Source organism: Streptomyces sp. NPDC020490, from assembly GCF_044335305.1.
GTDB lineage: Bacteria > Actinomycetota > Actinomycetes > Streptomycetales > Streptomycetaceae > Streptomyces.
This window is the reverse complement of the sequence record NZ_JBIRUY010000010.1, coordinates 131354-151745: the sequence shown is the minus strand read 5'-3', so window position 1 is coordinate 151745 and position 20392 is coordinate 131354. Positions and strand designations below refer to the sequence as shown.

Here is a 20392-nt window from a genome sequence, read left to right as displayed (position 1 = left end):
TCGCGGCCCTGGCAGCAGGGGCCTCACGTGCCGCAGCCGTGGGCCGGCCAGGGCGTTCCGCAGCCGTGGGCAGGACAGAACATGCCGTCGGCTGCGTCGTCGATGCTCGCCTCGCACGCCGACCGTGAGCGGACCGTGGACGTGCTCAGAGCGGGGTTCGGCGAGGGACGCCTGGAGCAGCCCGAGTTCGAGAAGCGGGTGGCACGCGCCTACGCGTCCCGCACGGTCGGGGAACTGGCCCTCCTGGTCGCCGACCTGCCGCACGGCCCGATGCCGATGACGACGGCCCCGGCGCCCGTGCCGGGCACCTTCCTGCCGGTGCCCCCGGCACGGACCAACGGCAAGGCCGTGGGCGCCTTTGTCTGCGGTCTGCTGTGCGTGCCGACGATGGGCTTCACCGGCATCCCGGCGATCGTCCTGGGCCACACCGCCCGCGCCGAGATCCGCCGCACCGGCGAGCCCGGCGACGGCTTCGCCCTGACCGGCGTGATCCTCGGCTGGCTGTCCACCGGCTTCTGGGCCCTGGTGCTGGTGCTGGGGATGGTGTCGGCGGTCGTGTCCGGCACCGGGTGACCGGATCAACCTTTCGAAGCCCGAAGCCGGTGTATGGGCTTGACATGTCTCGCGTGACGATGCGGGCGGGGCCCATTTGTTTTGACCGCAGCGAATGAGGTAGGTACGCTCAGACCTTGTGCCTGGGGTGTGCCTTGGCTCTCCTGCGTGCCTTCGAACCGCATAGGGAGCCGTGAACGGCCACCGTGATCCGTGCCTCTTTCTGCCGCCCGGCGGGAGTTCGCGGGATCCGACACACCCGACCGCGTGGGTCGGAGATGTTCCAGGTTAGCTGTACCCATCGGCACACAGAAACCGGAGAAGTAGTGCCTACGATCCAGCAGCTGGTCCGCAAGGGCCGGCAGGACAAGGTCGAGAAGAACAAGACGCCCGCACTCGAGGGTTCCCCTCAGCGTCGCGGCGTCTGCACGCGTGTGTTCACGACCACCCCGAAGAAGCCGAACTCGGCCCTGCGTAAGGTCGCGCGTGTGCGTCTGACCAGCGGGATCGAGGTCACCGCTTACATTCCGGGTGAGGGACACAACCTGCAGGAGCACTCCATCGTGCTCGTGCGCGGCGGCCGTGTGAAGGACCTGCCGGGTGTTCGCTACAAGATCATCCGTGGCTCGCTCGACACCCAGGGTGTCAAGAACCGCAAGCAGGCTCGCAGCCGTTACGGCGCCAAGAAGGAGAAGTAAGAATGCCTCGTAAGGGCCCCGCCCCGAAGCGCCCGGTCATCATCGACCCGGTCTACGGCTCTCCTCTGGTGACCTCCCTGATCAACAAGGTGCTGCTGAACGGCAAGCGCTCCACCGCCGAGCGCATCGTCTACGGTGCCATGGAGGGCCTGCGCGAGAAGACCGGCAACGACCCGGTCATCACGCTCAAGCGCGCTCTCGAGAACATCAAGCCGACCCTCGAGGTCAAGTCCCGCCGTGTCGGTGGCGCCACCTACCAGGTGCCGGTCGAGGTCAAGCCCGGCCGCGCCAACACCCTGGCGCTGCGCTGGCTGGTCGGTTACTCCCGCGCCCGTCGCGAGAAGACCATGACCGAGCGTCTCCTCAACGAGCTTCTCGACGCCTCCAACGGCCTCGGTGCGGCCGTGAAGAAGCGCGAGGACACCCACAAGATGGCCGAGTCCAACAAGGCCTTCGCGCACTACCGCTGGTAGTCGCTACCCACATCGAGACCGAGAGAAGACTGAAGCCTTATGGCTACCACTTCACTTGACCTGGCCAAGGTGCGCAACATCGGCATCATGGCCCACATCGACGCGGGCAAGACGACCACCACCGAGCGGATCCTGTTCTACACCGGTGTGTCTTACAAGATCGGTGAGGTCCACGACGGCGCTGCCACCATGGACTGGATGGAGCAGGAGCAGGAGCGTGGCATCACGATCACCTCTGCTGCCACCACCTGTCACTGGTCGCTGGAGAACGTCGACCACACCATCAACATCATCGACACCCCGGGTCACGTCGACTTCACCGTCGAGGTGGAGCGTTCCCTGCGTGTGCTCGACGGTGCCGTGACGGTGTTCGACGGCGTCGCCGGTGTCGAGCCCCAGTCCGAGACGGTGTGGCGTCAGGCGGACCGCTACGGCGTTCCGCGTATCTGCTTCGTCAACAAGCTCGACCGCACGGGTGCCGAGTTCCACCGCTGCGTCGACATGATCTCCGACCGCCTGGGCGCGCAGCCGCTGGTCATGCAGCTGCCGATCGGCGCCGAGGCCGACTTCAAGGGCGTCGTCGACCTGGTGACGATGAAGGCCCTGGTGTGGTCTGCCGAGGCGACCAAGGGCGAGATGTACGACGTCGTCGACATCCCGGCCACCCACACCGAGGCTGCCGAGGAGTGGCGCGGCAAGCTGCTCGAGGCCGTCGCCGAGAACGACGAGGAGCTGATGGAGCTGTACCTCGAGGGCGAGGAGCCCACCGAGGAGCAGCTGTACGCGGCGATCCGTCGTATCACCATCGCGTCCGGCAAGGGCACCGGCACCACGGTGACCCCGGTGTTCTGCGGCACCGCGTTCAAGAACAAGGGCGTGCAGCCCCTGCTCGACGCGGTCGTGCGCTACCTGCCGTCCCCGGTCGACATCGAGGCCATCGAGGGCCACGACGTCAAGGACCCGGAGACGGTCATCAAGCGCAAGCCGTCCGACGACGAGCCGCTGTCCGCGCTGGCGTTCAAGATCATGAGCGACCCGCACCTGGGCAAGCTCACCTTCGTCCGGGTCTACTCGGGCCGCCTGGAGTCCGGCTCTTCGGTGCTGAACTCCGTCAAGGGCAAGAAGGAGCGCATCGGCAAGATCTACCGCATGCACGCCAACAAGCGTGAGGAGATCGAGTCGGTGGGCGCCGGCGACATCGTCGCCGTCATGGGCCTGAAGCAGACCACCACCGGTGAGACGCTGTGCGACGAGAAGTCCCCGGTCATCCTGGAGTCCATGGACTTCCCGGCGCCGGTGATCCAGGTCGCCATCGAGCCCAAGTCGAAGGGCGACCAGGAGAAGCTCGGCGTCGCGATCCAGCGCCTGGCCGAGGAGGACCCCTCCTTCCAGGTCCACTCCGACGAGGAGACCGGCCAGACCATCATCGGCGGCATGGGCGAGCTGCACCTCGAGGTGCTGGTCGACCGCATGCGCCGTGAGTTCAAGGTCGAGGCCAACGTCGGCAAGCCGCAGGTCGCCTACCGCGAGACCATCCGCAAGGCGGTCGAGAAGGTCGAGTACACCCACAAGAAGCAGACGGGTGGTACCGGCCAGTTCGCCCGCGTCATCATCGCGATCGAGCCGATCGAGGGCGGCGACGCCTCGTACGAGTTCGTCAACAAGGTGACCGGTGGCCGTGTGCCGAAGGAGTACATCCCTTCGGTCGACGCGGGTGCGCAGGAGGCCATGCAGTTCGGCATCCTCGCCGGCTACGAGATGACCGGTGTGCGTGTCACGCTGCTCGACGGCGCCTACCACGAGGTGGACTCCTCCGAGCTCGCGTTCAAGATCGCCGGTTCGCAGGCCTTCAAGGAGGCCGCGCGCAAGGCCAGCCCCGTGCTCCTCGAGCCGATGATGGCCGTCGAGGTCACCACGCCCGAGGACTACATGGGCGAGGTCATCGGCGACATCAACTCCCGCCGTGGCCAGATCCAGGCCATGGAGGAGCGGGCGGGTGCCCGCGTCGTGAAGGGCCTCGTGCCCCTCTCGGAGATGTTCGGCTACGTCGGAGACCTCCGCAGCAAGACGTCGGGTCGCGCAAGCTACTCGATGCAGTTCGACTCCTACGCCGAGGTTCCGCGGAACGTCGCCGAGGAGATCATCGCGAAGGCCAAGGGCGAGTAACGCACCGCGTTCACACGCCGTAGGCTTGACTCCGGAGCCTCACGGGGCAAACACCCGCATCCGATGGTGTTTGCCCCAGGGCCCGGGCTTTCCAGCAAAGATCACCTGGCGCCGATGAAGTAAGGCGTACAGAACCACTCCACAGGAGGACCCCAGTGGCGAAGGCGAAGTTCGAGCGGACTAAGCCGCACGTCAACATCGGCACCATCGGTCACATCGACCACGGTAAGACGACCCTCACGGCCGCCATTACCAAGGTGCTGCACGACGCGTACCCGGACCTGAACGAGGCCACCCCGTTCGACAACATCGACAAGGCGCCCGAGGAGCGCCAGCGCGGTATCACCATCTCCATCGCGCACGTCGAGTACCAGACCGAGGCGCGTCACTACGCCCACGTCGACTGCCCGGGTCACGCGGACTACATCAAGAACATGATCACCGGTGCCGCCCAGATGGACGGCGCGATCCTCGTGGTCGCCGCGACCGACGGTCCGATGCCGCAGACCAAGGAGCACGTGCTCCTGGCCCGCCAGGTCGGCGTCCCCTACATCGTCGTCGCCCTGAACAAGGCCGACATGGTGGACGACGAGGAGATCATGGAGCTCGTCGAGCTCGAGGTCCGTGAGCTCCTCTCCGAGTACGAGTTCCCGGGCGACGACCTGCCGGTCGTCCGCGTCTCCGCGCTGAAGGCGCTCGAGGGCGACGAGAAGTGGACCCAGTCGGTCCTCGAGCTCATGAACGCCGTCGACACCTCCATCCCGGAGCCCGAGCGTGACGTCGACAAGCCGTTCCTGATGCCGATCGAGGACGTCTTCACCATCACCGGTCGCGGTACGGTCGTCACCGGCCGTATCGAGCGTGGTGTCCTCAAGGTCAACGAGACCGTCGACATCATCGGCATCAAGACGGAGAAGACCTCCACCACGGTCACCGGCATCGAGATGTTCCGCAAGCTGCTCGACGAGGGCCAGGCCGGTGAGAACGTCGGTCTGCTGCTCCGCGGCATCAAGCGCGAGGACGTCGAGCGCGGCCAGGTCATCATCAAGCCGGGCTCGGTCACCCCGCACACCGAGTTCGAGGCGCAGGCCTACATCCTGTCCAAGGACGAGGGTGGCCGCCACACGCCGTTCTTCAACAACTACCGTCCGCAGTTCTACTTCCGTACGACGGACGTGACCGGCGTGGTGACCCTCCCCGAGGGCACCGAGATGGTCATGCCGGGTGACAACACCGAGATGAAGGTGGAGCTCATCCAGCCCGTCGCCATGGAAGAGGGCCTGAAGTTCGCCATCCGTGAGGGTGGCCGGACCGTGGGCGCCGGCCAGGTCACCAAGATCACCAAGTGATCTTCGACTGACCCGGTAGGTCTCTGAAGGGGCCCGTACGACTTCGGTCGTACGGGCCCCTTCGCCTTCCCCGCGCCGGAAGGGCCGACGGCGGTCCGGTGAAGTCCCGGCGAACCCCGCGGGACCGGCCGCCGAGAGTTGCGCCAACTCCGCGCCGGAGGCATCCCGAATGTTCCTGTCTGCTCGCTGTGGGCCGGTTGTGCCGTCCTAGCGTGGACGCTCGCACTGGAGGCGGCAGACAGGGGTGAGGGCTGATGTCCGTGATGGCCGACCGGCCGGTACAGCGACTGCGGACGGTGCGGGCGCGCCGCGACACGCCCCCGCCCCGGCGGGAACGCCCCCGCCTGTACGCCGTCGACGGCATCCGCCTGCTCGCGGCCCTGATGGTCGCCGTGCACCACTACGCCGGCACGCGCCGCGTCGACCGGCCGCACAACGCCGTCTGGGACCGGCCGGCGTCCGACATCATGCCGACGGTGTACCACTCAGCCTCGTACGGCTGGATCGGTGTCGAGATCTTCTTCGTCATCAGCGGCTTCGTGATCTGCATGTCCTGCTGGGGCCGCACCCCGCGCCAGTTCTTCGTCTCGCGGGTGATCCGGCTGTACCCCGCGTACTGATTCGCCATAGCGTTCACCACGGCCGTCCTGGTGGCCCTCCCCGGTGTCTGGGACCGCCTGCCGCTGAGCGACGTACTCCTCAACCTGACGATGCTGCAGTCCGGTTCGGGCGTGGCCGACGTCGACGGGGTGTACTGGACGCTCTGGTCGGAACTCCGCTTCTACCTGCTGTTCCTGGTCGTCGTCGCGGTGGGCCTGACCTACCGGCGGGTCGTGGTCTTCTGCTGCGTGTGGGGCGCCGCGGCGATGCTCGCCCCGGTGTCGAAGTTACACCTGCTGGCCCTGGCCGCCGACCCGGACGGCGCCTGGTACTTCATCGCCGGCCTGGCCCTCTACCTCATGCACCGCTTCGGCCAGGACCTGCTGCTGTGGGGCATCCTCGCGATGGCCTGGCTGATGGGGCAGCGGGAGCTGGGGCTGCGCATCGACAACGTCGAGCACGTCTCCGGGTGGCGGGGGAGCGTGCTGGTCTACACGGCGTTCCTGCTCGCCATGGCCGCGATCGCGCTCGGCGCGACGGACCGGATCCGCTGGAGGTGGCTGGCGACGGCCGGGAGCCTGACGTACCCCCTGTACCTGCTGCACTACGCGGCCGGTACGACGGTCATCAACCGGCTGCGGGACACGATGGACGCCCGTCTGCTGGTCGCGTCGGTGATCGCCGGGTTCCTGCTGCTGAGCTGGCTGGTGCACCGGTTCGTGGAGCGCCCGGTGGCGGGGCTGCTGAAGCGGGGGCTGGACACGTCGTTCGCGCGGCTGCGGAACGCGGGGTGACCCGGCCCGCGGGACGACCGAGGCGGGCGACGCGGGTCACGGCGTGGTGATCCTGCCGGACTGCCGGCGTCGGACGGGGAACCGGTGAGTCCTGGCCTCACCGGACATCCCCCGCCCGCTTCCGGCGCCCGGCCGTCCGGCCGGGACCGCGCCCCGGGGCAGGGCCCCCGGGTCAGGGCCCCGGATCAGATGACGCCCTGTGCCAGCATCGCGTCCGCCACCCGCTCGAAGCCGGCGATGTTCGCGCCGGCCACGTAATCGCCGGGGGCGCCGTAGCGTTCGGCGGTCTCGGCGCAGGTGGTGTGGATGTCGGTCATGATGCGGGCCAGTTCGTTCTCGACCTGCTCGGCCTTCCACGACGTACGCGACGCGTTCTGCGTCATCTCGAGGGCGCTCACCGCGACCCCGCCCGCGTTCGCGGCCTTGCCTGGGCCGAAGGCGACTTGGGCCCGCTGCAGGAGTTGCACCGCGTCCGGCGTGGTCGGCATGTTCGCGCCTTCCGAGACCGCCTTCACGCCGTTGCGGATGAGCTCGGCGGCGTCGTCGGCGTTCAGCTCGTTCTGCGTCGCCGACGGCAGGGCGAGGTCCGCCGGGACCTCCCAGACCCGCCCGCCGGGGACGAACCGTGCGGAGGCGCCGCGACGCTCGGCGTAGTCGCTCACCCGGCCGCGTTCGACCTCCTTGACCTGACGCAGCAGGTCCACGTCGATGCCCTTCTCGTCCACCACGTAGCCGCTGGAGTCCGAACAGGTCACCGGGTTGGCGCCGAGGGCCACCAGTTTCTGGATGGTGTAGATCGCGACGTTCCCGGAGCCGGAGACGACCGCCGTCTGCCCCTCGAGGTCCTCACCGCGGGCGCGCAGGATGGCCTCCGCGAACAGCACGTTGCCGTATCCGGTCGCCTCCGGACGGATCAGCGAGCCGCCCCAGCCGGCGCTCTTGCCGGTCAGCACGCCGCCCTCCCAGCGGTTGGTGATCCGCCGGTACTGGCCGAACAGGTATCCGATCTCGCGGGCGCCGACCCCGATGTCACCGGCCGGGATGTCGGTGTACTCACCGATGTGCCGGTACAGCTCGGTCATGAAGGACTGGCAGAAGCGCATGACCTCCGCGTCGCTGCGCCCCTGCGGGTCGAAGTCGCTGCCGCCCTTGCCGCCGCCGATGCCGAGGCCGGTCAGCGCGTTCTTGAAGATCTGCTCGAAGCCGAGGAACTTGATGATCCCGAGGTTCACGGACGGGTGGAAGCGCAGGCCGCCCTTGTACGGGCCGAGGGCGCTGTTGAACTCGACGCGGAAGCCGCGGTTGACGTGGACCCGGCCCCGGTCGTCCTGCCAGGGCACGCGGAAGATGATCTGCCGCTCCGGCTCGATCAGCCGCTCGACGAGGCCCGGGTCGGCGTACTCGGGGCGGGCCGTGAGCACCCGGCCGAGGCTGTCCAGCACCTCACGGGCGGCCTGGTGGAACTCGGGCTCCGCCGGGTTGCGCCGTTCGATCTCGGTGCGCAGGAATGCGAGGGCGGTCTTGGGGTCGGGGCGTGAGGTCACGGAGGTCCCTTTCAGGCACGGCTGACACCGGGACTGAGCCGGTGAAGGGCGCTCGGCGTCATTGCCGCGCGTGGGAATCTCGGCCGCCCGCATCCGCGAGCAGTCGGCGCCTAAGCGTTACCCCCATGTTGAAGAGAAGACCAAGAGGCCAGGACGGCGTTCCGCATGTGAGATTCCGTGTACGAGAACGAGACGCCGCAGAACCGGTCACGGCGTCGCGATGCCGGCCGGGCGGGCCGGGCGCCCGAAGCGGGCGGGGACGCCCGGCGAGTACAGGACGCTCACCGGTTCCCCCTCCGGTGCCGGCAGACCGGCCGCCATGACCAGGTCCTCGTCGCACTCGACGAGTTCGGCCCGGTGCAGCGGCCAGCGCGGATGGGCGTTGGGCAGATACATCGACCGGCCGAAGAAGGCCCCGTGCATGCCCCAGCGGGCGGTCAGGAAGTGCTCCAGCTCGGTGGGCTCCTCGACCGGCTCGCCCGTCCGCACGGTGATACGGCTCCGGGTGCCGCGCGGGCCCGGCCACCGCCGTGAGCTGGTGTACGTCACGGTGTCCCCGTCGTGCCGGATGTCCATCCGGGACCAGAGGTACGGCATGCGGAAGCCCAGGCGCCCGACCGCCACGGGGATCAGGCGCGAGGCGTCCAGGGAGCGGAAGACGACGCCGCGCCGCCCGTGCGTGTCCACCGAGTACAGGCGGACGTTGGTCTCGGGGAACGTGCCGAGGTAGGGGACGCCCGGGAGGCGGAGCCAGCCCACGCGGTGCATGCGGAAGGCGACGAGACCGACGTACGTGACACCGTCCAGGGTGTCGGGCACGGCGCCCGCCGGCAGCAGACGGGCCACGTCGGCCGGGTCCACCGCCCAGTGCAGGAAGGTCAGGTCGAGCCAGGACTGGGTGAGCAGGGGCCGCGCGATGGCCTCGGGAGGGTCGGCCGTTATGGGGTGCGGGGGTGTCGGCGGTCGTGGCTGCAGTGGCGCTGGTGACTGCGGGGTCGGAGGCACGGCGCCAGTGTCCCAGGCTTCAGCACGCCACCCGGGACCGGATCCACCGGCCCGCGGCGCCACCACGGTCCGCGGGACCGGATCCACCGGCCCGCGGTGCCACCACGCCGCCCGGGACCGGATCCACCGGCCCGCGGCGCCACCACGGTCCGCGGGACCGGATCCACCGGCCCGCGGTGCCACCACGCCGCCCGGGACCGGATCCACCGGCCCGCGGCGCCACCGCGGTCCGCGGGCGTTCATGGACTCGTCCTGCGGCAGACGCTGATCGTCATCCTGCGGACCCGCCACGGCCGCGACGGCTGGGAGCCCGACCTACCCCGCACCTGCCGCACCACGCGGCCGGAACGGCGGTCATCAACCGCCTGCGGGACACCATGGACGCCCGTCTGCTGGTCGCATGACGCCTTTGGCACCTGCGCTCTGCGTTACCTTGTGCCCATGACAGGCATACAGGGGAATGCGCCGGCTCTGTCCTCGCTCTCGGCCGAGCAGGTGGTGGCGCTCCCGCTCGAAACCCTCGCCCGCAGTGTCGTGGGGGATCTGATGAGGCCGGGCGGCAGCACGCCGAACATCTCCGGCTGGCTGCACCGGGTCCGCCGGGACTACCGGCAGCTGAAGGATCCGGAGGCGCTGGGCGCCATCAGTGAGGCGGTGGCGTGGCTGCGGCTGCGGATGATCATCGTCGACGACCTGCGGCCCAGATCCGAGGGCGACTGGGTCATGCTGAGCCGTCAGGGCGCCCAGTGGCTGCGGGGCGGCCCGCTCCCGCTCGACGCCACCGGCTGACCGCGACCGACCGGCGGCCCCTTCACGCCGGCCGCACACCAGTGACGCGCCGCGCTCCCGGGGAGAACCGGGAGCGCGGCGCGTCGGCGTCGGAGGATCCGTCGAGCCGGCCCGGCCCTACGGCGTCACGACCTTCCCCCCGAAGGTGACGGCGAGGGCGCCGTTCGAGGCGAAGGACCAGCCCAGGGAGCCGCTGTAGGAGGAGCAGCGGGAGCCGTTGGTGCCGGTCCAGAACTGGTTGGAGCTGTCGGCGTCGCCGACCGTCTTGTCGTTCGACCCGCTGACGCTGAACCGGCAGGAGGTGTTGGTCCGGAACACCGAGGTGCCTTCGTCGAACGAGAAGTTGCGCTGGACGTTGTCGATGCTGGCGTTGTTCGAGATGGCCATCGTGCCGGGGTTGCTGTTGTACGTGAACCCGTGATGGCCGTTGTTGTAGGCGATGTTGTGCCGGACCGTGTGGTTGACCGCGATGTCCGAGCCGCCGAGCTTGTAGCCGTTGCGGTCGCCGTTGGTGTTCTGGGTGCCGTCGGTGAGGGTGCCGTTGCGGTAGGAGAGGGAGTACTCGATGGTCACCGGGCCGATGGCTCCGGTGTCGGTCTTGGTGTAGAGGTCCCAGCCGTCGTCGATGTTGTTGTGGGCGACGTCGTAGCGGAAGACGTTGCCGGTGCCGGTGGTGAGCTTCGCGGCGAAGCCGTCGGCGTTCTCCCCGCCGGAGTCGGCGTTGTCGTGCGACTCCGAGCTCACGATCAGGTTGTTGGACGGCCACTGGGAGCTCGGGGTGCTGGAGGAGATCCGGCCGAGCTGGAGTCCGGTGTCGCGGTTGTAGGCGGTCACCACGCGCTCAACGACGTTGTTGCTGCCGCCGACGTAGATCCCGTTGTCGCCGGCGTGCTCGACGGTGAGGCCGTACAGGTGCCAGTAGTTCGCGTTGAGCTGCAGCCCGCGGTTGGACGAACTCTCGCTCTGCGCCGAGAAGTTCAGCACCGGGGTCTCGCCCGGGTAGGCGCTCAGGGTGGTGCGGGCGCTCGAGGTGCCGTCGCTGCCGGCCGGGATCGTGACGGTCGAGGAGTAGCTGTAGGTGCCGCCGCGCAGGTAGATGGTGCCGCCGGGCGCGATGCGGCTGATCGCCGTGGCGAGCGTCGTCGGGGCGGACTGCGTCCCGGCCGCACTGGCGGTGCCGCTCGGCGACACGTACTGCGTGGTGCTCGCGGCCTGCGCCGGAGCGCCGGACAGCGCGACCAGCGCGCCTGCCAGCAGACTGACGCACGCGATGACGGGCTTCACTTGCATGGTGGTGCCTCCGGTTCGTCCGTGACCAGGGGTGTGCCGTGCAGGGGAAAGCGCTTTCTCAACGTCCGTGTGGGACCGTAAGCGCTTGCTGTGGACGCGTCAAGGGTTGCGTACGTGATTCATATTCACGAGCATGAACGGGTCCCGGGTTGCGCGGGGGGCGCGGGGAGGGTGCGGGTTTGACCTGCGTCACCCTGGGGGTATTCTCTCCGGCTCGATTGGCCAGCGGCCTGCCCCATATGGCAGACTGTCCGAGTTGCTCGGTCGAGTGTTGATGCTGCGCGCCTCCCGCCGGGGGGACCGGAAGCGAGTCCCACAGTACTCGTCGCCCTAACTGCCGTCAGGCAGCGCTGGGGCGGACGTACGGGAATCTTCCGGGAAGTGTCAGCGCGGCACCGACCAGGCGCCCGGTGGACTTTCGTCCCCGGCTTGCGGTTCCGGAAGGGCCGTGTGCATTCCCCGCAGGGATGTTCGAACAAGGGACATCTGTGTCAGCGGGAGCGCGACACGCCCGACCGCGTGGGTCGGAGAACGAGGGTGGAGTGACACCGGGTCCAGAGCGTGAGAAGAGACAGGACTACTGAGTAGCCATGGCGGGACAGAAGATCCGCATCCGGCTCAAGGCCTACGACCACGAGGTCATCGACTCCTCGGCGAAGAAGATCGTCGAGACGGTGACCCGCACTGGTGCGTCGGTCGCGGGCCCGGTGCCGCTGCCCACTGAGAAGAACGTGTACTGCGTCATCAAGTCGCCGCACAAGTACAAGGACTCGCGCGAGCACTTCGAGATGCGTACGCACAAGCGCCTGATCGACATCCTCGACCCGACCCCCAAGACCGTTGACTCTCTGATGCGACTCGACCTCCCGGCCGGTGTCGACATCGAGATCAAGCTCTGAGGCGCGGTGATCTGAGAGATGGCTAAGCAGATCAAGGGCATCCTGGGCGAGAAGCTCGGTATGACGCAGGTGTGGGACGAGAACAACCGTGTTGTTCCGGTCACCGTCGTCAAGGCCGGGCCCAACGTCGTCACCCAGGTCCGTACGAACGACACCGACGGCTACGAGTCGGTCCAGATCGCCTTCGGCGAGATCGACCCCCGCAAGGTGAACAAGCCCCTCAAGGGCCACTTCGCCAAGGCCGACGTCACCCCGCGCCGTCACCTCGTCGAGATCCGTACCGCTGACGCCAGCGAGTACACCCTCGGCCAGGAGATCACCGCCGAGGTGTTCGAGGCCGGCGTGAAGGTCGACGTCACCGGCAAGAGCAAGGGCAAGGGCTTCGCCGGTGTCATGAAGCGCCACAACTTCGGTGGCCTCGGCGCCGGTCACGGCACGCAGCGCAAGCACCGCTCGCCCGGTTCCATCGGTGGCTGCGCCACCCCGGGCCGTGTGTTCAAGGGCCTCCGCATGGCGGGTCGCATGGGCAACGAGCGGGTCACCACCCAGAACCTGACCGTCCACGCCGTTGACGCGGAGAAGGGTCTGCTGCTCATCAAGGGCGCGGTTCCCGGTCCGAACGGCGGCCTCGTCCTGGTCCGCACCGCGGCCAAGGGGGCCTGAGGTAACCGATGAGCACTGTTGACATCCTTTCGCCGGCGGGCGACAAGGCCGGTACCGTCGAGCTCCCCGCGGAGATCTTCGGCGTTGAGAAGGTCAGCATCCCGCTGATCCACCAGGTCGTCGTCGCGCAGCTGGCCGCTGCCCGCCAGGGCACCCACAAGACCAAGACGCGCGGCGAGGTCCGCGGCGGTGGCAAGAAGCCTTACCGCCAGAAGGGCACCGGTCGCGCCCGTCAGGGTTCGACCCGCGCGCCGCAGTTCGCCGGTGGTGGCGTCGTGCACGGTCCCGTGCCGCGCGACTACTCGCAGCGCACCCCGAAGAAGATGAAGGCCGCGGCCCTGCGCCACGCCCTCACCGACCGGGCGCGTCACAACCGCATCCACGTCGTCTCCGGCGTGGTCGAGGGCGACACCCCCAGCACCAAGGCCGCGAAGAGCCTGTTCGGCAAGATCAGCGAGCGCAAGAACCTGCTTCTGGTCATCGACCGCGCCGACGAGGCCGCGTGGCTGTCCGCCCGCAACCTGCCCCAGGTCCACATCCTGGAGCCGGGCCAGCTGAACACGTACGACGTTCTCGTCTCGGACGACGTGGTCTTCACCCAGGCCGCTTTCGAGTCCTTCGTCGCCGGCCCGAACAAGGCCAACGACACCGAAGGGAGCGAGGTCTGATGGCCATCCGTCACCCCGCCATTGCCTCGAAGGCCGCCAAGGCCGCCAAGGCCGCGCGCGTCGCCAAGGCGCGCCGCCACGCCGCCGAGGGCAAGAACACCGTCGAGACGCCGCTCAGCAAGTCGTACACGGACCCCCGTGACGTGCTGCTGAAGCCGGTCGTCTCCGAGAAGAGCTACGCGCTCCTCGACGAGAACAAGTACACGTTCATCGTCGACCCGCGGGCCAACAAGACCCAGATCAAGGAGGCCGTCCAGGCGGTCTTCGACGTCAAGGTCACCGGGGTCAACACGATCAACCGCGCCGGCAAGCGCAAGCGGACCCGCACGGGCTTCGGCCAGCGTGCCGCCACCAAGCGCGCGATCGTGACCCTCGCCGAGGGCGACCGTATCGACATCTTCGGCGGTCCGACCGCGTAAGCGGGTCGGATCGTCCGATATCGGACGAGGACTGAGAAATGGGAATCCGCAAGTACAAGCCGACTACGCCGGGCCGTCGTGGCGCCAGCGTCGCCGACTTCGTCGAGGTCACGCGGTCCACGCCGGAGAAGTCGCTGGTTCGCCCGCTGCACAGCAAGGGCGGCCGTAACAACGCCGGTCGTGTGACCGTTCGCCACCAGGGTGGCGGACACAAGCGCGCCTACCGTCTGATCGACTTCCGTCGTCACGACAAGGACGGCGTGCCGGCGAAGGTCGCGCACATCGAGTACGACCCCAACCGCACCGCGCGCATCGCGCTCCTGCACTACGCGGACGGCGAGAAGCGCTACATCCTGGCCCCCAAGGGCCTGAGCCAGGGCGACCGGATCGAGAACGGCCCCGGCGCCGACATCAAGCCCGGCAACAACCTGGCGCTGCGCAACATCCCGGTCGGTACGACGATCCACTCCGTGGAGCTTCGTCCGGGCGGCGGCGCCAAGTTCGCCCGCTCCGCCGGTGCCTCCGTGCAGCTGCTCGCGAAGGAGGGCTCGATGGCCCACCTCCGCATGCCGTCCGGTGAGATCCGCCTGGTCGACCAGCGCTGCCGCGCCACGGTCGGCGAGGTCGGCAACGCCGAGCAGAGCAACATCAACTGGGGCAAGGCCGGCCGCAAGCGCTGGCTGGGCGTCCGCCCGACCGTTCGCGGTGTGGCGATGAACCCGGTTGACCACCCCCACGGTGGTGGTGAGGGCAAGACCTCCGGTGGTCGCCACCCGGTCAGCCCCTGGGGTCAGAAGGAAGGTCGTACTCGTGCTCCCAAGAAGGCGAGCAACAAGTACATCGTCCGCCGCCGCAAGACGAACAAGAAGCGCTAAGGACGGGTTGAGATGCCTCGTAGCTTGAAGAAGGGGCCCTTCGTCGACGACCACCTGATGAAGAAGGTGGACGCCCAGAACGAAGCCGGCACCAAGAACGTCATCAAGACCTGGTCCCGTCGCTCGATGATCGTCCCGGCCATGCTCGGCCACACTCTGGCGGTGCACAACGGCAAGACCCACATCCCGGTGTTCGTCACCGAGTCGATGGTCGGCCACAAGCTCGGCGAGTTCTCGCCGACCCGCACCTTCCGGGGCCACGTCAAGGAAGACCGGAAGTCGAAGCGCCGCTAGCAGCGGATCGCATTCAGACACGTAAGTAACTCTGAAGGGACAACCATGGAAGCCAGGGCCCAGGCGCGGTACATCCGCGTCACGCCCATGAAGGCCCGCCGTGTGGTGGACCTCATCCGTGGCATGAACGCCACGGAGGCCCAGGCTGTTCTGCGATTCGCTCCGCAGGCAGCCTCGGTTCCGGTCGGCAAGGTGCTGGACAGCGCCATCGCCAACGCCGCGCACAACTACGACCACACCGACGCCGACAGCCTCTACGTCTCCGAGGCCTACGTCGACGAGGGCCCGACCCTGAAGCGGTTCCGTCCGCGCGCCCAGGGCCGTGCCTACCGGATCCGCAAGCGGACCAGCCACATCACCGTGGTCGTCAGCAGCAAGGAAGGAACCCGGTAATGGGCCAGAAGGTAAACCCGCATGGGTTCCGGCTCGGTGTCACCACGGACTTCAAGTCCCGTTGGTACGCCGACAAGCTGTACAAGGACTACGTCAAGGAAGACGTCGCCATCCGTCGGATGATGACGTCCGGCATGGAGCGCGCCGGCATCTCCAAGGTCGAGATCGAGCGCACCCGTGACCGCGTGCGGGTGGACATCCACACCGCTCGTCCGGGCATCGTCATCGGCCGCCGCGGCGCCGAGGCCGACCGCATCCGCGGCGACCTCGAGAAGCTCACCGGCAAGCAGGTCCAGCTGAACATCCTCGAGGTCAAGAACCCCGAGACCGACGCCCAGCTGGTGGCCCAGGCCGTCGCAGAGCAGCTCTCCTCCCGCGTCTCCTTCCGCCGTGCCATGCGCAAGAGCATGCAGTCGGCGATGAAGGCGGGCGCCAAGGGCATCAAGATCCAGTGCGGCGGCCGTCTCGGCGGCGCCGAGATGTCCCGCTCGGAGTTCTACCGCGAGGGCCGCGTGCCCCTGCACACGCTCCGCGCGAACGTCGACTACGGCTTCTTCGAGGCCAAGACGACCTTCGGCCGCATCGGTGTGAAGGTCTGGATCTACAAGGGCGACGTCAAGAACATCGCCGAGGTTCGCGCCGAGAACGCTGCCGCCCGTGCGGGTAACCGCCCGGCCCGCGGTGGCGCCGACCGCCCGGCCCGTGGTGGCCGCGGTGGCGAGCGGCGCGGTCGCAAGCCGCAGCAGGCTGCCGGCGCCGAGGCCCCCAAGGCCGAGGCTCCCGCCGCCGCTCCGGCTGAGAGCACCGGAACGGAGGCCTGACCGTCATGCTGATCCCCCGTAGGGTCAAGCACCGCAAGCAGCACCACCCGAAGCGCAACGGTATGTCCAAGGGTGGCACGCAGGTTGCGTTCGGCGAGTACGGCATCCAGGCGCTGACCCCGGCCTACGTGACGAACCGCCAGATCGAGGCGGCCCGTATCGCGATGACCCGCCACATCAAGCGTGGCGGCAAGGTCTGGATCAACATCTACCCGGACCGTCCCCTCACCAAGAAGCCGGCCGAGACCCGCATGGGTTCCGGTAAGGGTTCCCCGGAGTGGTGGATCGCCAACGTCAAGCCCGGACGCGTCATGTTCGAGCTGTCGTACCCCAACGAGAAGATCGCCCGTGAGGCGCTGACCCGTGCGGCCCACAAGCTGCCGATGAAGTGCCGGATCGTCAAGCGCGAGGCAGGTGAAGCGTGATGTCGGCCGGTACCAAGGCGTCCGAGCTGCGCGAGCTGGGCAACGAGGAGCTTCTGGCGAAGCTCCGCGAGGCCAAGGAAGAGCTGTTCAACCTCCGCTTCCAGGCGGCGACCGGTCAGCTCGAGAACCACGGTCGGCTGAAGGCCGTCCGCAAGGACATCGCGCGGATCTACACCCTGATGCGTGAGCGCGAGCTGGGCATCGAGACGGTGGAGAGCGCCTGATGAGTGAGAGCAACGTGACTGAGCAGACTGCAGAGGCCCGCGGCTTCCGCAAGACCCGTGAGGGTCTCGTCGTCAGCGACAAGATGGACAAGACCGTCGTCGTCGCCGTCGAGGACCGTGTCAAGCACGCGCTGTACGGCAAGGTCATCCGCCGTACGAACAAGCTCAAGGCCCACGACGAGCAGAACGCCGCGGGTGTCGGCGACCGCGTCCTCCTCATGGAGACCCGGCCGCTGTCCGCGACGAAGCGCTGGCGCGTCGTCGAGATCCTCGAGAAGGCCAAGTAGGCAATTCCCGCAAGGGAATTCCCAAAAGTACGTTCCTGCGGGGCACCCCTCGCAGGACAGTTCCGCCAGGCTCCGGGGGCCGCTCGGTGAGCGGCCCCCGGGGAACCGGCAGACATTCAGGAGATAGACGTGATCCAGCAGGAGTCGCGACTGCGTGTCGCCGACAACACGGGTGCGAAGGAGATCCTTTGCATCCGTGTGCTCGGTGGCTCCGGTCGCCGCTACGCGGGCATCGGTGACGTCATCGTCGCCACCGTCAAGGACGCGATCCCCGGTGGCAACGTGAAGAAGGGTGACGTCGTCAAGGCGGTCATCGTTCGCACCGTCAAGGAGCGCCGCCGTCCGGACGGCTCGTACATCCGCTTCGACGAGAACGCCGCCGTCATTCTGAAGAACGACGGCGACCCTCGCGGCACCCGCATCTTCGGCCCGGTCGGGCGTGAGCTGCGCGAGAAGAAGTTCATGAAGATCATCTCGCTCGCGCCGGAGGTGCTGTAAGCATGAAGATCAAGAAGGGCGACCTGGTCCAGGTCATCACCGGCAAGGACAAGGGCAAGCAGGGCAAGGTCATTGCCGCTTACCCGCGCGAGGACCGCGTCCTGGTCGAGGGTGTCAACCGGGTCAAGAAGCACACGAAGGCCGGTCCCACCGCTCGCGGTTCCCAGGCCGGCGGCATCGTCACGACCGAGGCGCCGATCCACGTCTCCAACGTCCAGCTGGTCGTTGAGAAGGACGGCCAGAAGGTCGTCACGCGTGTCGGCTACCGCTTCGACGACGAGGGCAACAAGATCCGCGTTGCCAAGCGGACGGGTGAGGACATCTGATGGCTACCACCACCACTCCGCGTCTCAAGACGAAGTACCGCGAGGAGATCGCGGGCAAGCTGCGTGACGAGTTCAAGTACGAGAACGTCATGCAGGTCCCCGGCCTCGTCAAGATCGTGGTCAACATGGGTGTGGGCGACGCCGCCCGCGACTCCAAGCTGATCGAGGGCGCCATCCGCGACCTCACCACGATCACCGGCCAGAAGCCGGCCGTCACCAAGGCCCGCAAGTCCATCGCGCAGTTCAAGCTGCGTGAGGGCCAGCCGATCGGTGCCCACGTCACGCTCCGTGGCGACCGCATGTGGGAGTTCCTGGACCGCACCCTGTCGCTCGCGCTGCCGCGCATCCGCGACTTCCGCGGCCTGTCCCCCAAGCAGTTCGACGGCCGTGGCAACTACACCTTCGGTCTCACGGAGCAGGTCATGTTCCACGAGATCGACCAGGACAAGATCGACCGCGTCCGGGGTATGGACATCACCGTGGTCACCACGGCGACCAACGACGCTGAGGGCCGCGCGCTCCTCCGTCACCTCGGCTTCCCCTTCAAGGAGGCGTGAGCGAGATGGCGAAGAAGGCTCTCATCGCGAAGGCTGCCCGTAAGCCCAAGTTCGGTGTGCGCGGCTACACCCGCTGCCAGCGCTGCGGCCGTCCGCACTCCGTGTACCGCAAGTTCGGCCTCTGCCGCGTGTGCCTTCGTGAGATGGCTCACCGTGGCGAGCTGCCGGGCGTGACCAAGAGCTCCTGGTAATCCCCGTAAACAGGGATTCCTGGACCTCTCGGTAAGCAACCGGGCCGGCAGGGGCCCGGCCTTCCATGCCGTAGGCTGGGAGGGTTGGGCCTCTGCCGCCCTGGATCGCCCGCGGACGAAGTCCGCTGAATGATTGCTTACTACGCCGTAGGTCCCCGCGCCGCACCCGTCCCGTCCATGTACGGGGAGAGGGATGGCGCATATAGGAAACCCCGGCGAGAAAGGCCACAGGCCAATTCATGACCATGACTGATCCGATCGCAGACATGTTGACGCGTCTGCGGAATGCGAACTCGGCGTACCACGACTCGGTGTCGATGCCGCACTCCAAGATCAAGTCCCACATCGCGGAGATCCTCCAGCAGGAGGGCTTCATCACGGGCTGGAAGGTCGAGGACGCCGAGGTCGGCAAGAACCTCGTCCTCGAGCTGAAGTTCGGCCCCAACCGTGAGCGCTCCATCGCGGGCATCAAGCGGATCTCCAAGCCCGGTCTCCGGGTGTACGCGAAGTCCACCAACCTGCCGAAGGTGCTCGGCGGCCTGGGCGTGGCGATCATCTCCACGTCGCACGGGCTCCTCACCGACAAGCAGGCCGGCAAGAAGGGCGTGGGTGGGGAAGTCCTCGCCTACGTCTGGTAGCGGAAGGGAACGGAGGAAACAGCTATGTCGCGCATCGGCAAGCTCCCCATCGCGGTTCCCGCCGGCGTGGACGTCACCATCGACGGCCGTACGGTCTCGGTCAAGGGCCCCAAGGGCGAACTGACCCACACCGTCGTGGCGCCGATCGAGATCGCCAAGGGCGAGGACGGCACCCTGCAGGTGACCCGCCCCAACGACGAGCGTCAGAGCAAGGCCCTGCACGGCCTCTCCCGCACGCTGGTGGCGAACATGATCACCGGCGTGACCCAGGGTTACGTGAAGAAGCTGGAGATCAGCGGTGTCGGTTACCGCGTGACCGCCAAGGGCTCGAACCTCGAGTTCGCGCTCGGCTACAGCCACCCGATCACCGTCGAGGCCCCCGAGGGGATCACCTTCAAGGTGGAGACCCCGACCCGTTTCCAGGTCGAGGGCATCGACAAGCAGAAGGTCGGCGAGGTTGCGGCCAACATCCGCAAGCTGCGCAAGCCCGACCCGTACAAGGCCAAGGGCGTCAAGTACGAGGGCGAAGTCATCCGCCGCAAGGTCGGAAAGGCGGGTAAGTAAGCCATGGCATACGGGCAGAAGATCCTCAAGGGCGACGCCTACAAGCGCGCCGCGATCAAGCGCCGCCACATCCGGATCCGCAAGAAGGTCTCCGGTACGGCGGAGCGTCCCCGTCTGGTCGTGACCCGCTCCAACCGCCACATCGTGGCGCAGGTGATCGACGACCTGAAGGGCCACACCGTGGCGTCGGCGTCCACCCTGGACGCGTCGATCCGCGGTGGCGAGGGCGACAAGTCCGCGCAGGCCAAGCAGGTCGGCGCCCTGGTCGCCGAGCGTGCCAAGGCCGCCGGTGTCGAGGCCGTCGTGTTCGACCGTGGTGGCAACCAGTACGCCGGGCGCATCGCCGCCCTGGCGGACGCCGCCCGCGAGGCCGGGCTCAAGTTCTGAGCC

The 20392-nt window shown here is 67.9% G+C and carries 26 protein-coding genes and 2 pseudogenes; 25 read left to right on the top strand and 3 right to left on the bottom strand.

The genetic code is table 11. From position 1 onward, the window contains the following. Positions 1–81 precede the first annotated feature (81 nt). The 6 genes and pseudogenes from ACH4ZX_RS13555 to ACH4ZX_RS13530 all read left to right on the top strand — a co-directional run bounded on the left by ACH4ZX_RS13555 (position 82) and on the right by ACH4ZX_RS13530 (position 6632). A complete protein-coding gene (locus ACH4ZX_RS13555; RefSeq protein WP_398271772.1) occupies positions 82–573 on the top strand; it encodes a DUF1707 and DUF4190 domain-containing protein in 492 nt (163 codons plus the stop codon). Positions 574–878: 305 nt separating this feature from the next. Next, positions 879–1250 (top strand): 30S ribosomal protein S12, encoded by a 372-nt coding sequence (gene rpsL / locus ACH4ZX_RS13550; protein ID WP_003948652.1) that lies wholly within the window; start codon positions 879–881, stop codon positions 1248–1250. 2 nt (positions 1251–1252) lie between these two features. Continuing rightward, positions 1253–1723, top strand: coding sequence for a 30S ribosomal protein S7 (gene rpsG / locus ACH4ZX_RS13545; RefSeq protein ID WP_003998848.1), 471 nt, complete (start codon positions 1253–1255; stop codon positions 1721–1723). Positions 1724–1762: 39 nt separating this feature from the next. After that, complete coding sequence (gene fusA / locus ACH4ZX_RS13540; RefSeq protein WP_398271770.1) at positions 1763–3889, top strand: elongation factor G; 2127 nt, start codon at positions 1763–1765, stop codon at positions 3887–3889. 155 nt (positions 3890–4044) lie between these two features. Next, positions 4045–5238: an elongation factor Tu gene (tuf, locus tag ACH4ZX_RS13535; RefSeq protein ID WP_398271768.1), complete on the top strand. Its 1194-nt coding sequence runs from the start codon at positions 4045–4047 to the stop codon at positions 5236–5238. Positions 5239–5501: 263 nt separating this feature from the next. Further along, positions 5502–6632 (top strand): annotated as a pseudogene (locus ACH4ZX_RS13530) (acyltransferase family protein). Positions 6633–6817: 185 nt separating this feature from the next. Here ACH4ZX_RS13530 and gdhA read toward each other — a convergent pair. Both gdhA and ACH4ZX_RS13520 read right to left on the bottom strand, forming a co-directional pair. Then, positions 6818–8176, bottom strand: a complete 1359-nt coding sequence (gene gdhA / locus ACH4ZX_RS13525; protein ID WP_398271767.1) for an NADP-specific glutamate dehydrogenase — start codon at positions 8174–8176, stop codon at positions 6818–6820. Positions 8177–8383: 207 nt separating this feature from the next. Then, positions 8384–9181: a YqjF family protein gene (locus ACH4ZX_RS13520; protein ID WP_398271765.1), complete on the bottom strand. Its 798-nt coding sequence runs from the start codon at positions 9179–9181 to the stop codon at positions 8384–8386. 441 nt (positions 9182–9622) lie between these two features. Here ACH4ZX_RS13520 and ACH4ZX_RS13515 point away from each other — a divergent pair, with 441 nt between their 5' ends. After that, a complete protein-coding gene (locus tag ACH4ZX_RS13515; protein ID WP_398271763.1) occupies positions 9623–9970 on the top strand; it encodes a hypothetical protein in 348 nt (115 codons plus the stop codon). Between the two features lie 117 nt (positions 9971–10087). Here the strand turns inward: ACH4ZX_RS13515 and ACH4ZX_RS13510 are convergent. Continuing rightward, positions 10088–11167: pseudogene (locus ACH4ZX_RS13510) on the bottom strand (right-handed parallel beta-helix repeat-containing protein); the annotation flags it as partial. A 683-nt stretch (positions 11168–11850) separates the two neighbouring features. Here ACH4ZX_RS13510 and rpsJ point away from each other — a divergent pair. The 18 genes from rpsJ (at position 11851) to rplR (ending at position 20389) form a co-directional block, all read left to right on the top strand. Beyond that, positions 11851–12159, top strand: coding sequence for a 30S ribosomal protein S10 (rpsJ, locus tag ACH4ZX_RS13505; RefSeq protein WP_003948644.1), 309 nt, complete (start codon positions 11851–11853; stop codon positions 12157–12159). An 18-nt stretch (positions 12160–12177) separates the two neighbouring features. After that, a complete protein-coding gene (gene rplC / locus ACH4ZX_RS13500; RefSeq protein WP_324789186.1) occupies positions 12178–12822 on the top strand; it encodes a 50S ribosomal protein L3 in 645 nt (214 codons plus the stop codon). A gap of 8 nt (positions 12823–12830) precedes the next feature. Beyond that, a complete protein-coding gene (gene rplD / locus ACH4ZX_RS13495; RefSeq protein ID WP_360749244.1) occupies positions 12831–13490 on the top strand; it encodes a 50S ribosomal protein L4 in 660 nt (219 codons plus the stop codon). Next, positions 13490–13909 (top strand): 50S ribosomal protein L23, encoded by a 420-nt coding sequence (gene rplW, locus ACH4ZX_RS13490; RefSeq protein WP_324789184.1) that lies wholly within the window; start codon positions 13490–13492, stop codon positions 13907–13909. Before rplD ends, rplW begins: the two co-directional genes overlap by 1 nt. A gap of 38 nt (positions 13910–13947) precedes the next feature. Beyond that, complete coding sequence (gene rplB / locus ACH4ZX_RS13485) at positions 13948–14784, top strand: 50S ribosomal protein L2 (protein WP_351890875.1); 837 nt, start codon at positions 13948–13950, stop codon at positions 14782–14784. Positions 14785–14796: 12 nt separating this feature from the next. Beyond that, on the top strand, positions 14797–15078 hold the full coding sequence (rpsS, locus tag ACH4ZX_RS13480) for a 30S ribosomal protein S19 (RefSeq protein ID WP_030233885.1): 282 nt from the start codon (positions 14797–14799) through the stop codon (positions 15076–15078). Between the two features lie 45 nt (positions 15079–15123). Next, on the top strand, positions 15124–15471 hold the full coding sequence (gene rplV, locus ACH4ZX_RS13475; RefSeq protein WP_351890877.1) for a 50S ribosomal protein L22: 348 nt from the start codon (positions 15124–15126) through the stop codon (positions 15469–15471). Continuing rightward, positions 15471–16292 carry a 30S ribosomal protein S3 gene (rpsC, locus tag ACH4ZX_RS13470; protein ID WP_014674374.1) on the top strand — a complete coding sequence of 274 codons (822 nt, stop codon included), beginning with the start codon at positions 15471–15473 and terminating at the stop codon, positions 16290–16292. The genes rplV and rpsC overlap by 1 nt, the downstream gene beginning before the upstream one ends. Positions 16293–16297: 5 nt before the next feature. After that, entirely contained in the window at positions 16298–16717 is a 420-nt protein-coding gene (gene rplP / locus ACH4ZX_RS13465) for a 50S ribosomal protein L16 (protein ID WP_009190136.1), read from the top strand. Then, positions 16717–16941, top strand: a complete 225-nt coding sequence (rpmC, locus tag ACH4ZX_RS13460; RefSeq protein ID WP_003974259.1) for a 50S ribosomal protein L29 — start codon at positions 16717–16719, stop codon at positions 16939–16941. The genes rplP and rpmC overlap by 1 nt, the downstream gene beginning before the upstream one ends. Beyond that, positions 16941–17228 (top strand): 30S ribosomal protein S17, encoded by a 288-nt coding sequence (gene rpsQ / locus ACH4ZX_RS13455; protein ID WP_003992363.1) that lies wholly within the window; start codon positions 16941–16943, stop codon positions 17226–17228. The genes rpmC and rpsQ overlap by 1 nt, the downstream gene beginning before the upstream one ends. A 129-nt stretch (positions 17229–17357) precedes the next feature. Further along, a complete protein-coding gene (gene rplN, locus ACH4ZX_RS13450; protein ID WP_003998823.1) occupies positions 17358–17726 on the top strand; it encodes a 50S ribosomal protein L14 in 369 nt (122 codons plus the stop codon). Between the two features lie 2 nt (positions 17727–17728). Then, positions 17729–18052 carry a 50S ribosomal protein L24 gene (rplX, locus tag ACH4ZX_RS13445; protein ID WP_069779212.1) on the top strand — a complete coding sequence of 108 codons (324 nt, stop codon included), beginning with the start codon at positions 17729–17731 and terminating at the stop codon, positions 18050–18052. Further along, positions 18052–18609 (top strand): 50S ribosomal protein L5, encoded by a 558-nt coding sequence (rplE, locus tag ACH4ZX_RS13440; protein ID WP_053661885.1) that lies wholly within the window; start codon positions 18052–18054, stop codon positions 18607–18609. The genes rplX and rplE overlap by 1 nt, the downstream gene beginning before the upstream one ends. A gap of 5 nt (positions 18610–18614) precedes the next feature. Continuing rightward, on the top strand, positions 18615–18800 hold the full coding sequence (locus ACH4ZX_RS13435) for a type Z 30S ribosomal protein S14 (protein ID WP_003948630.1): 186 nt from the start codon (positions 18615–18617) through the stop codon (positions 18798–18800). Positions 18801–19039: 239 nt separating this feature from the next. Beyond that, positions 19040–19438, top strand: coding sequence for a 30S ribosomal protein S8 (gene rpsH / locus ACH4ZX_RS13430; protein ID WP_014674378.1), 399 nt, complete (start codon positions 19040–19042; stop codon positions 19436–19438). 24 nt (positions 19439–19462) lie between these two features. Further along, positions 19463–20002 carry a 50S ribosomal protein L6 gene (rplF, locus tag ACH4ZX_RS13425; RefSeq protein ID WP_324789182.1) on the top strand — a complete coding sequence of 180 codons (540 nt, stop codon included), beginning with the start codon at positions 19463–19465 and terminating at the stop codon, positions 20000–20002. A gap of 3 nt (positions 20003–20005) precedes the next feature. Beyond that, positions 20006–20389, top strand: coding sequence for a 50S ribosomal protein L18 (gene rplR / locus ACH4ZX_RS13420; protein ID WP_324789181.1), 384 nt, complete (start codon positions 20006–20008; stop codon positions 20387–20389). Positions 20390–20392 lie beyond the last annotated feature (3 nt).

Coding starts and splice junctions, on each gene's coding strand:
- rpsQ (WP_003992363.1), top strand. CDS start 16,941: ATGAGTGAGAGCAACGTGACTGAGCAGACTGCAGAGGCCCGCGGCTTC.
- rplD (WP_360749244.1), top strand. CDS start 12,831: ATGAGCACTGTTGACATCCTTTCGCCGGCGGGCGACAAGGCCGGTACC.
- rplV (WP_351890877.1), top strand. CDS start 15,124: ATGGAAGCCAGGGCCCAGGCGCGGTACATCCGCGTCACGCCCATGAAG.
- rplW (WP_324789184.1), top strand. CDS start 13,490: ATGGCCATCCGTCACCCCGCCATTGCCTCGAAGGCCGCCAAGGCCGCC.
- rplB (WP_351890875.1), top strand. CDS start 13,948: ATGGGAATCCGCAAGTACAAGCCGACTACGCCGGGCCGTCGTGGCGCC.
- rpsG (WP_003998848.1), top strand. CDS start 1,253: ATGCCTCGTAAGGGCCCCGCCCCGAAGCGCCCGGTCATCATCGACCCG.
- ACH4ZX_RS13555 (WP_398271772.1), top strand. CDS start 82: ATGCCGTCGGCTGCGTCGTCGATGCTCGCCTCGCACGCCGACCGTGAG.
- rpmC (WP_003974259.1), top strand. CDS start 16,717: ATGTCGGCCGGTACCAAGGCGTCCGAGCTGCGCGAGCTGGGCAACGAG.
- rpsC (WP_014674374.1), top strand. CDS start 15,471: ATGGGCCAGAAGGTAAACCCGCATGGGTTCCGGCTCGGTGTCACCACG.
- rpsH (WP_014674378.1), top strand. CDS start 19,040: ATGACCATGACTGATCCGATCGCAGACATGTTGACGCGTCTGCGGAAT.
- ACH4ZX_RS13515 (WP_398271763.1), top strand. CDS start 9,623: ATGACAGGCATACAGGGGAATGCGCCGGCTCTGTCCTCGCTCTCGGCC.
- rpsJ (WP_003948644.1), top strand. CDS start 11,851: ATGGCGGGACAGAAGATCCGCATCCGGCTCAAGGCCTACGACCACGAG.
- rpsS (WP_030233885.1), top strand. CDS start 14,797: ATGCCTCGTAGCTTGAAGAAGGGGCCCTTCGTCGACGACCACCTGATG.
- rplF (WP_324789182.1), top strand. CDS start 19,463: ATGTCGCGCATCGGCAAGCTCCCCATCGCGGTTCCCGCCGGCGTGGAC.
- rplE (WP_053661885.1), top strand. CDS start 18,052: ATGGCTACCACCACCACTCCGCGTCTCAAGACGAAGTACCGCGAGGAG.
- rplX (WP_069779212.1), top strand. CDS start 17,729: ATGAAGATCAAGAAGGGCGACCTGGTCCAGGTCATCACCGGCAAGGAC.
- fusA (WP_398271770.1), top strand. CDS start 1,763: ATGGCTACCACTTCACTTGACCTGGCCAAGGTGCGCAACATCGGCATC.
- rplC (WP_324789186.1), top strand. CDS start 12,178: ATGGCTAAGCAGATCAAGGGCATCCTGGGCGAGAAGCTCGGTATGACG.
- ACH4ZX_RS13435 (WP_003948630.1), top strand. CDS start 18,615: ATGGCGAAGAAGGCTCTCATCGCGAAGGCTGCCCGTAAGCCCAAGTTC.
- rplR (WP_324789181.1), top strand. CDS start 20,006: ATGGCATACGGGCAGAAGATCCTCAAGGGCGACGCCTACAAGCGCGCC.
- rplP (WP_009190136.1), top strand. CDS start 16,298: ATGCTGATCCCCCGTAGGGTCAAGCACCGCAAGCAGCACCACCCGAAG.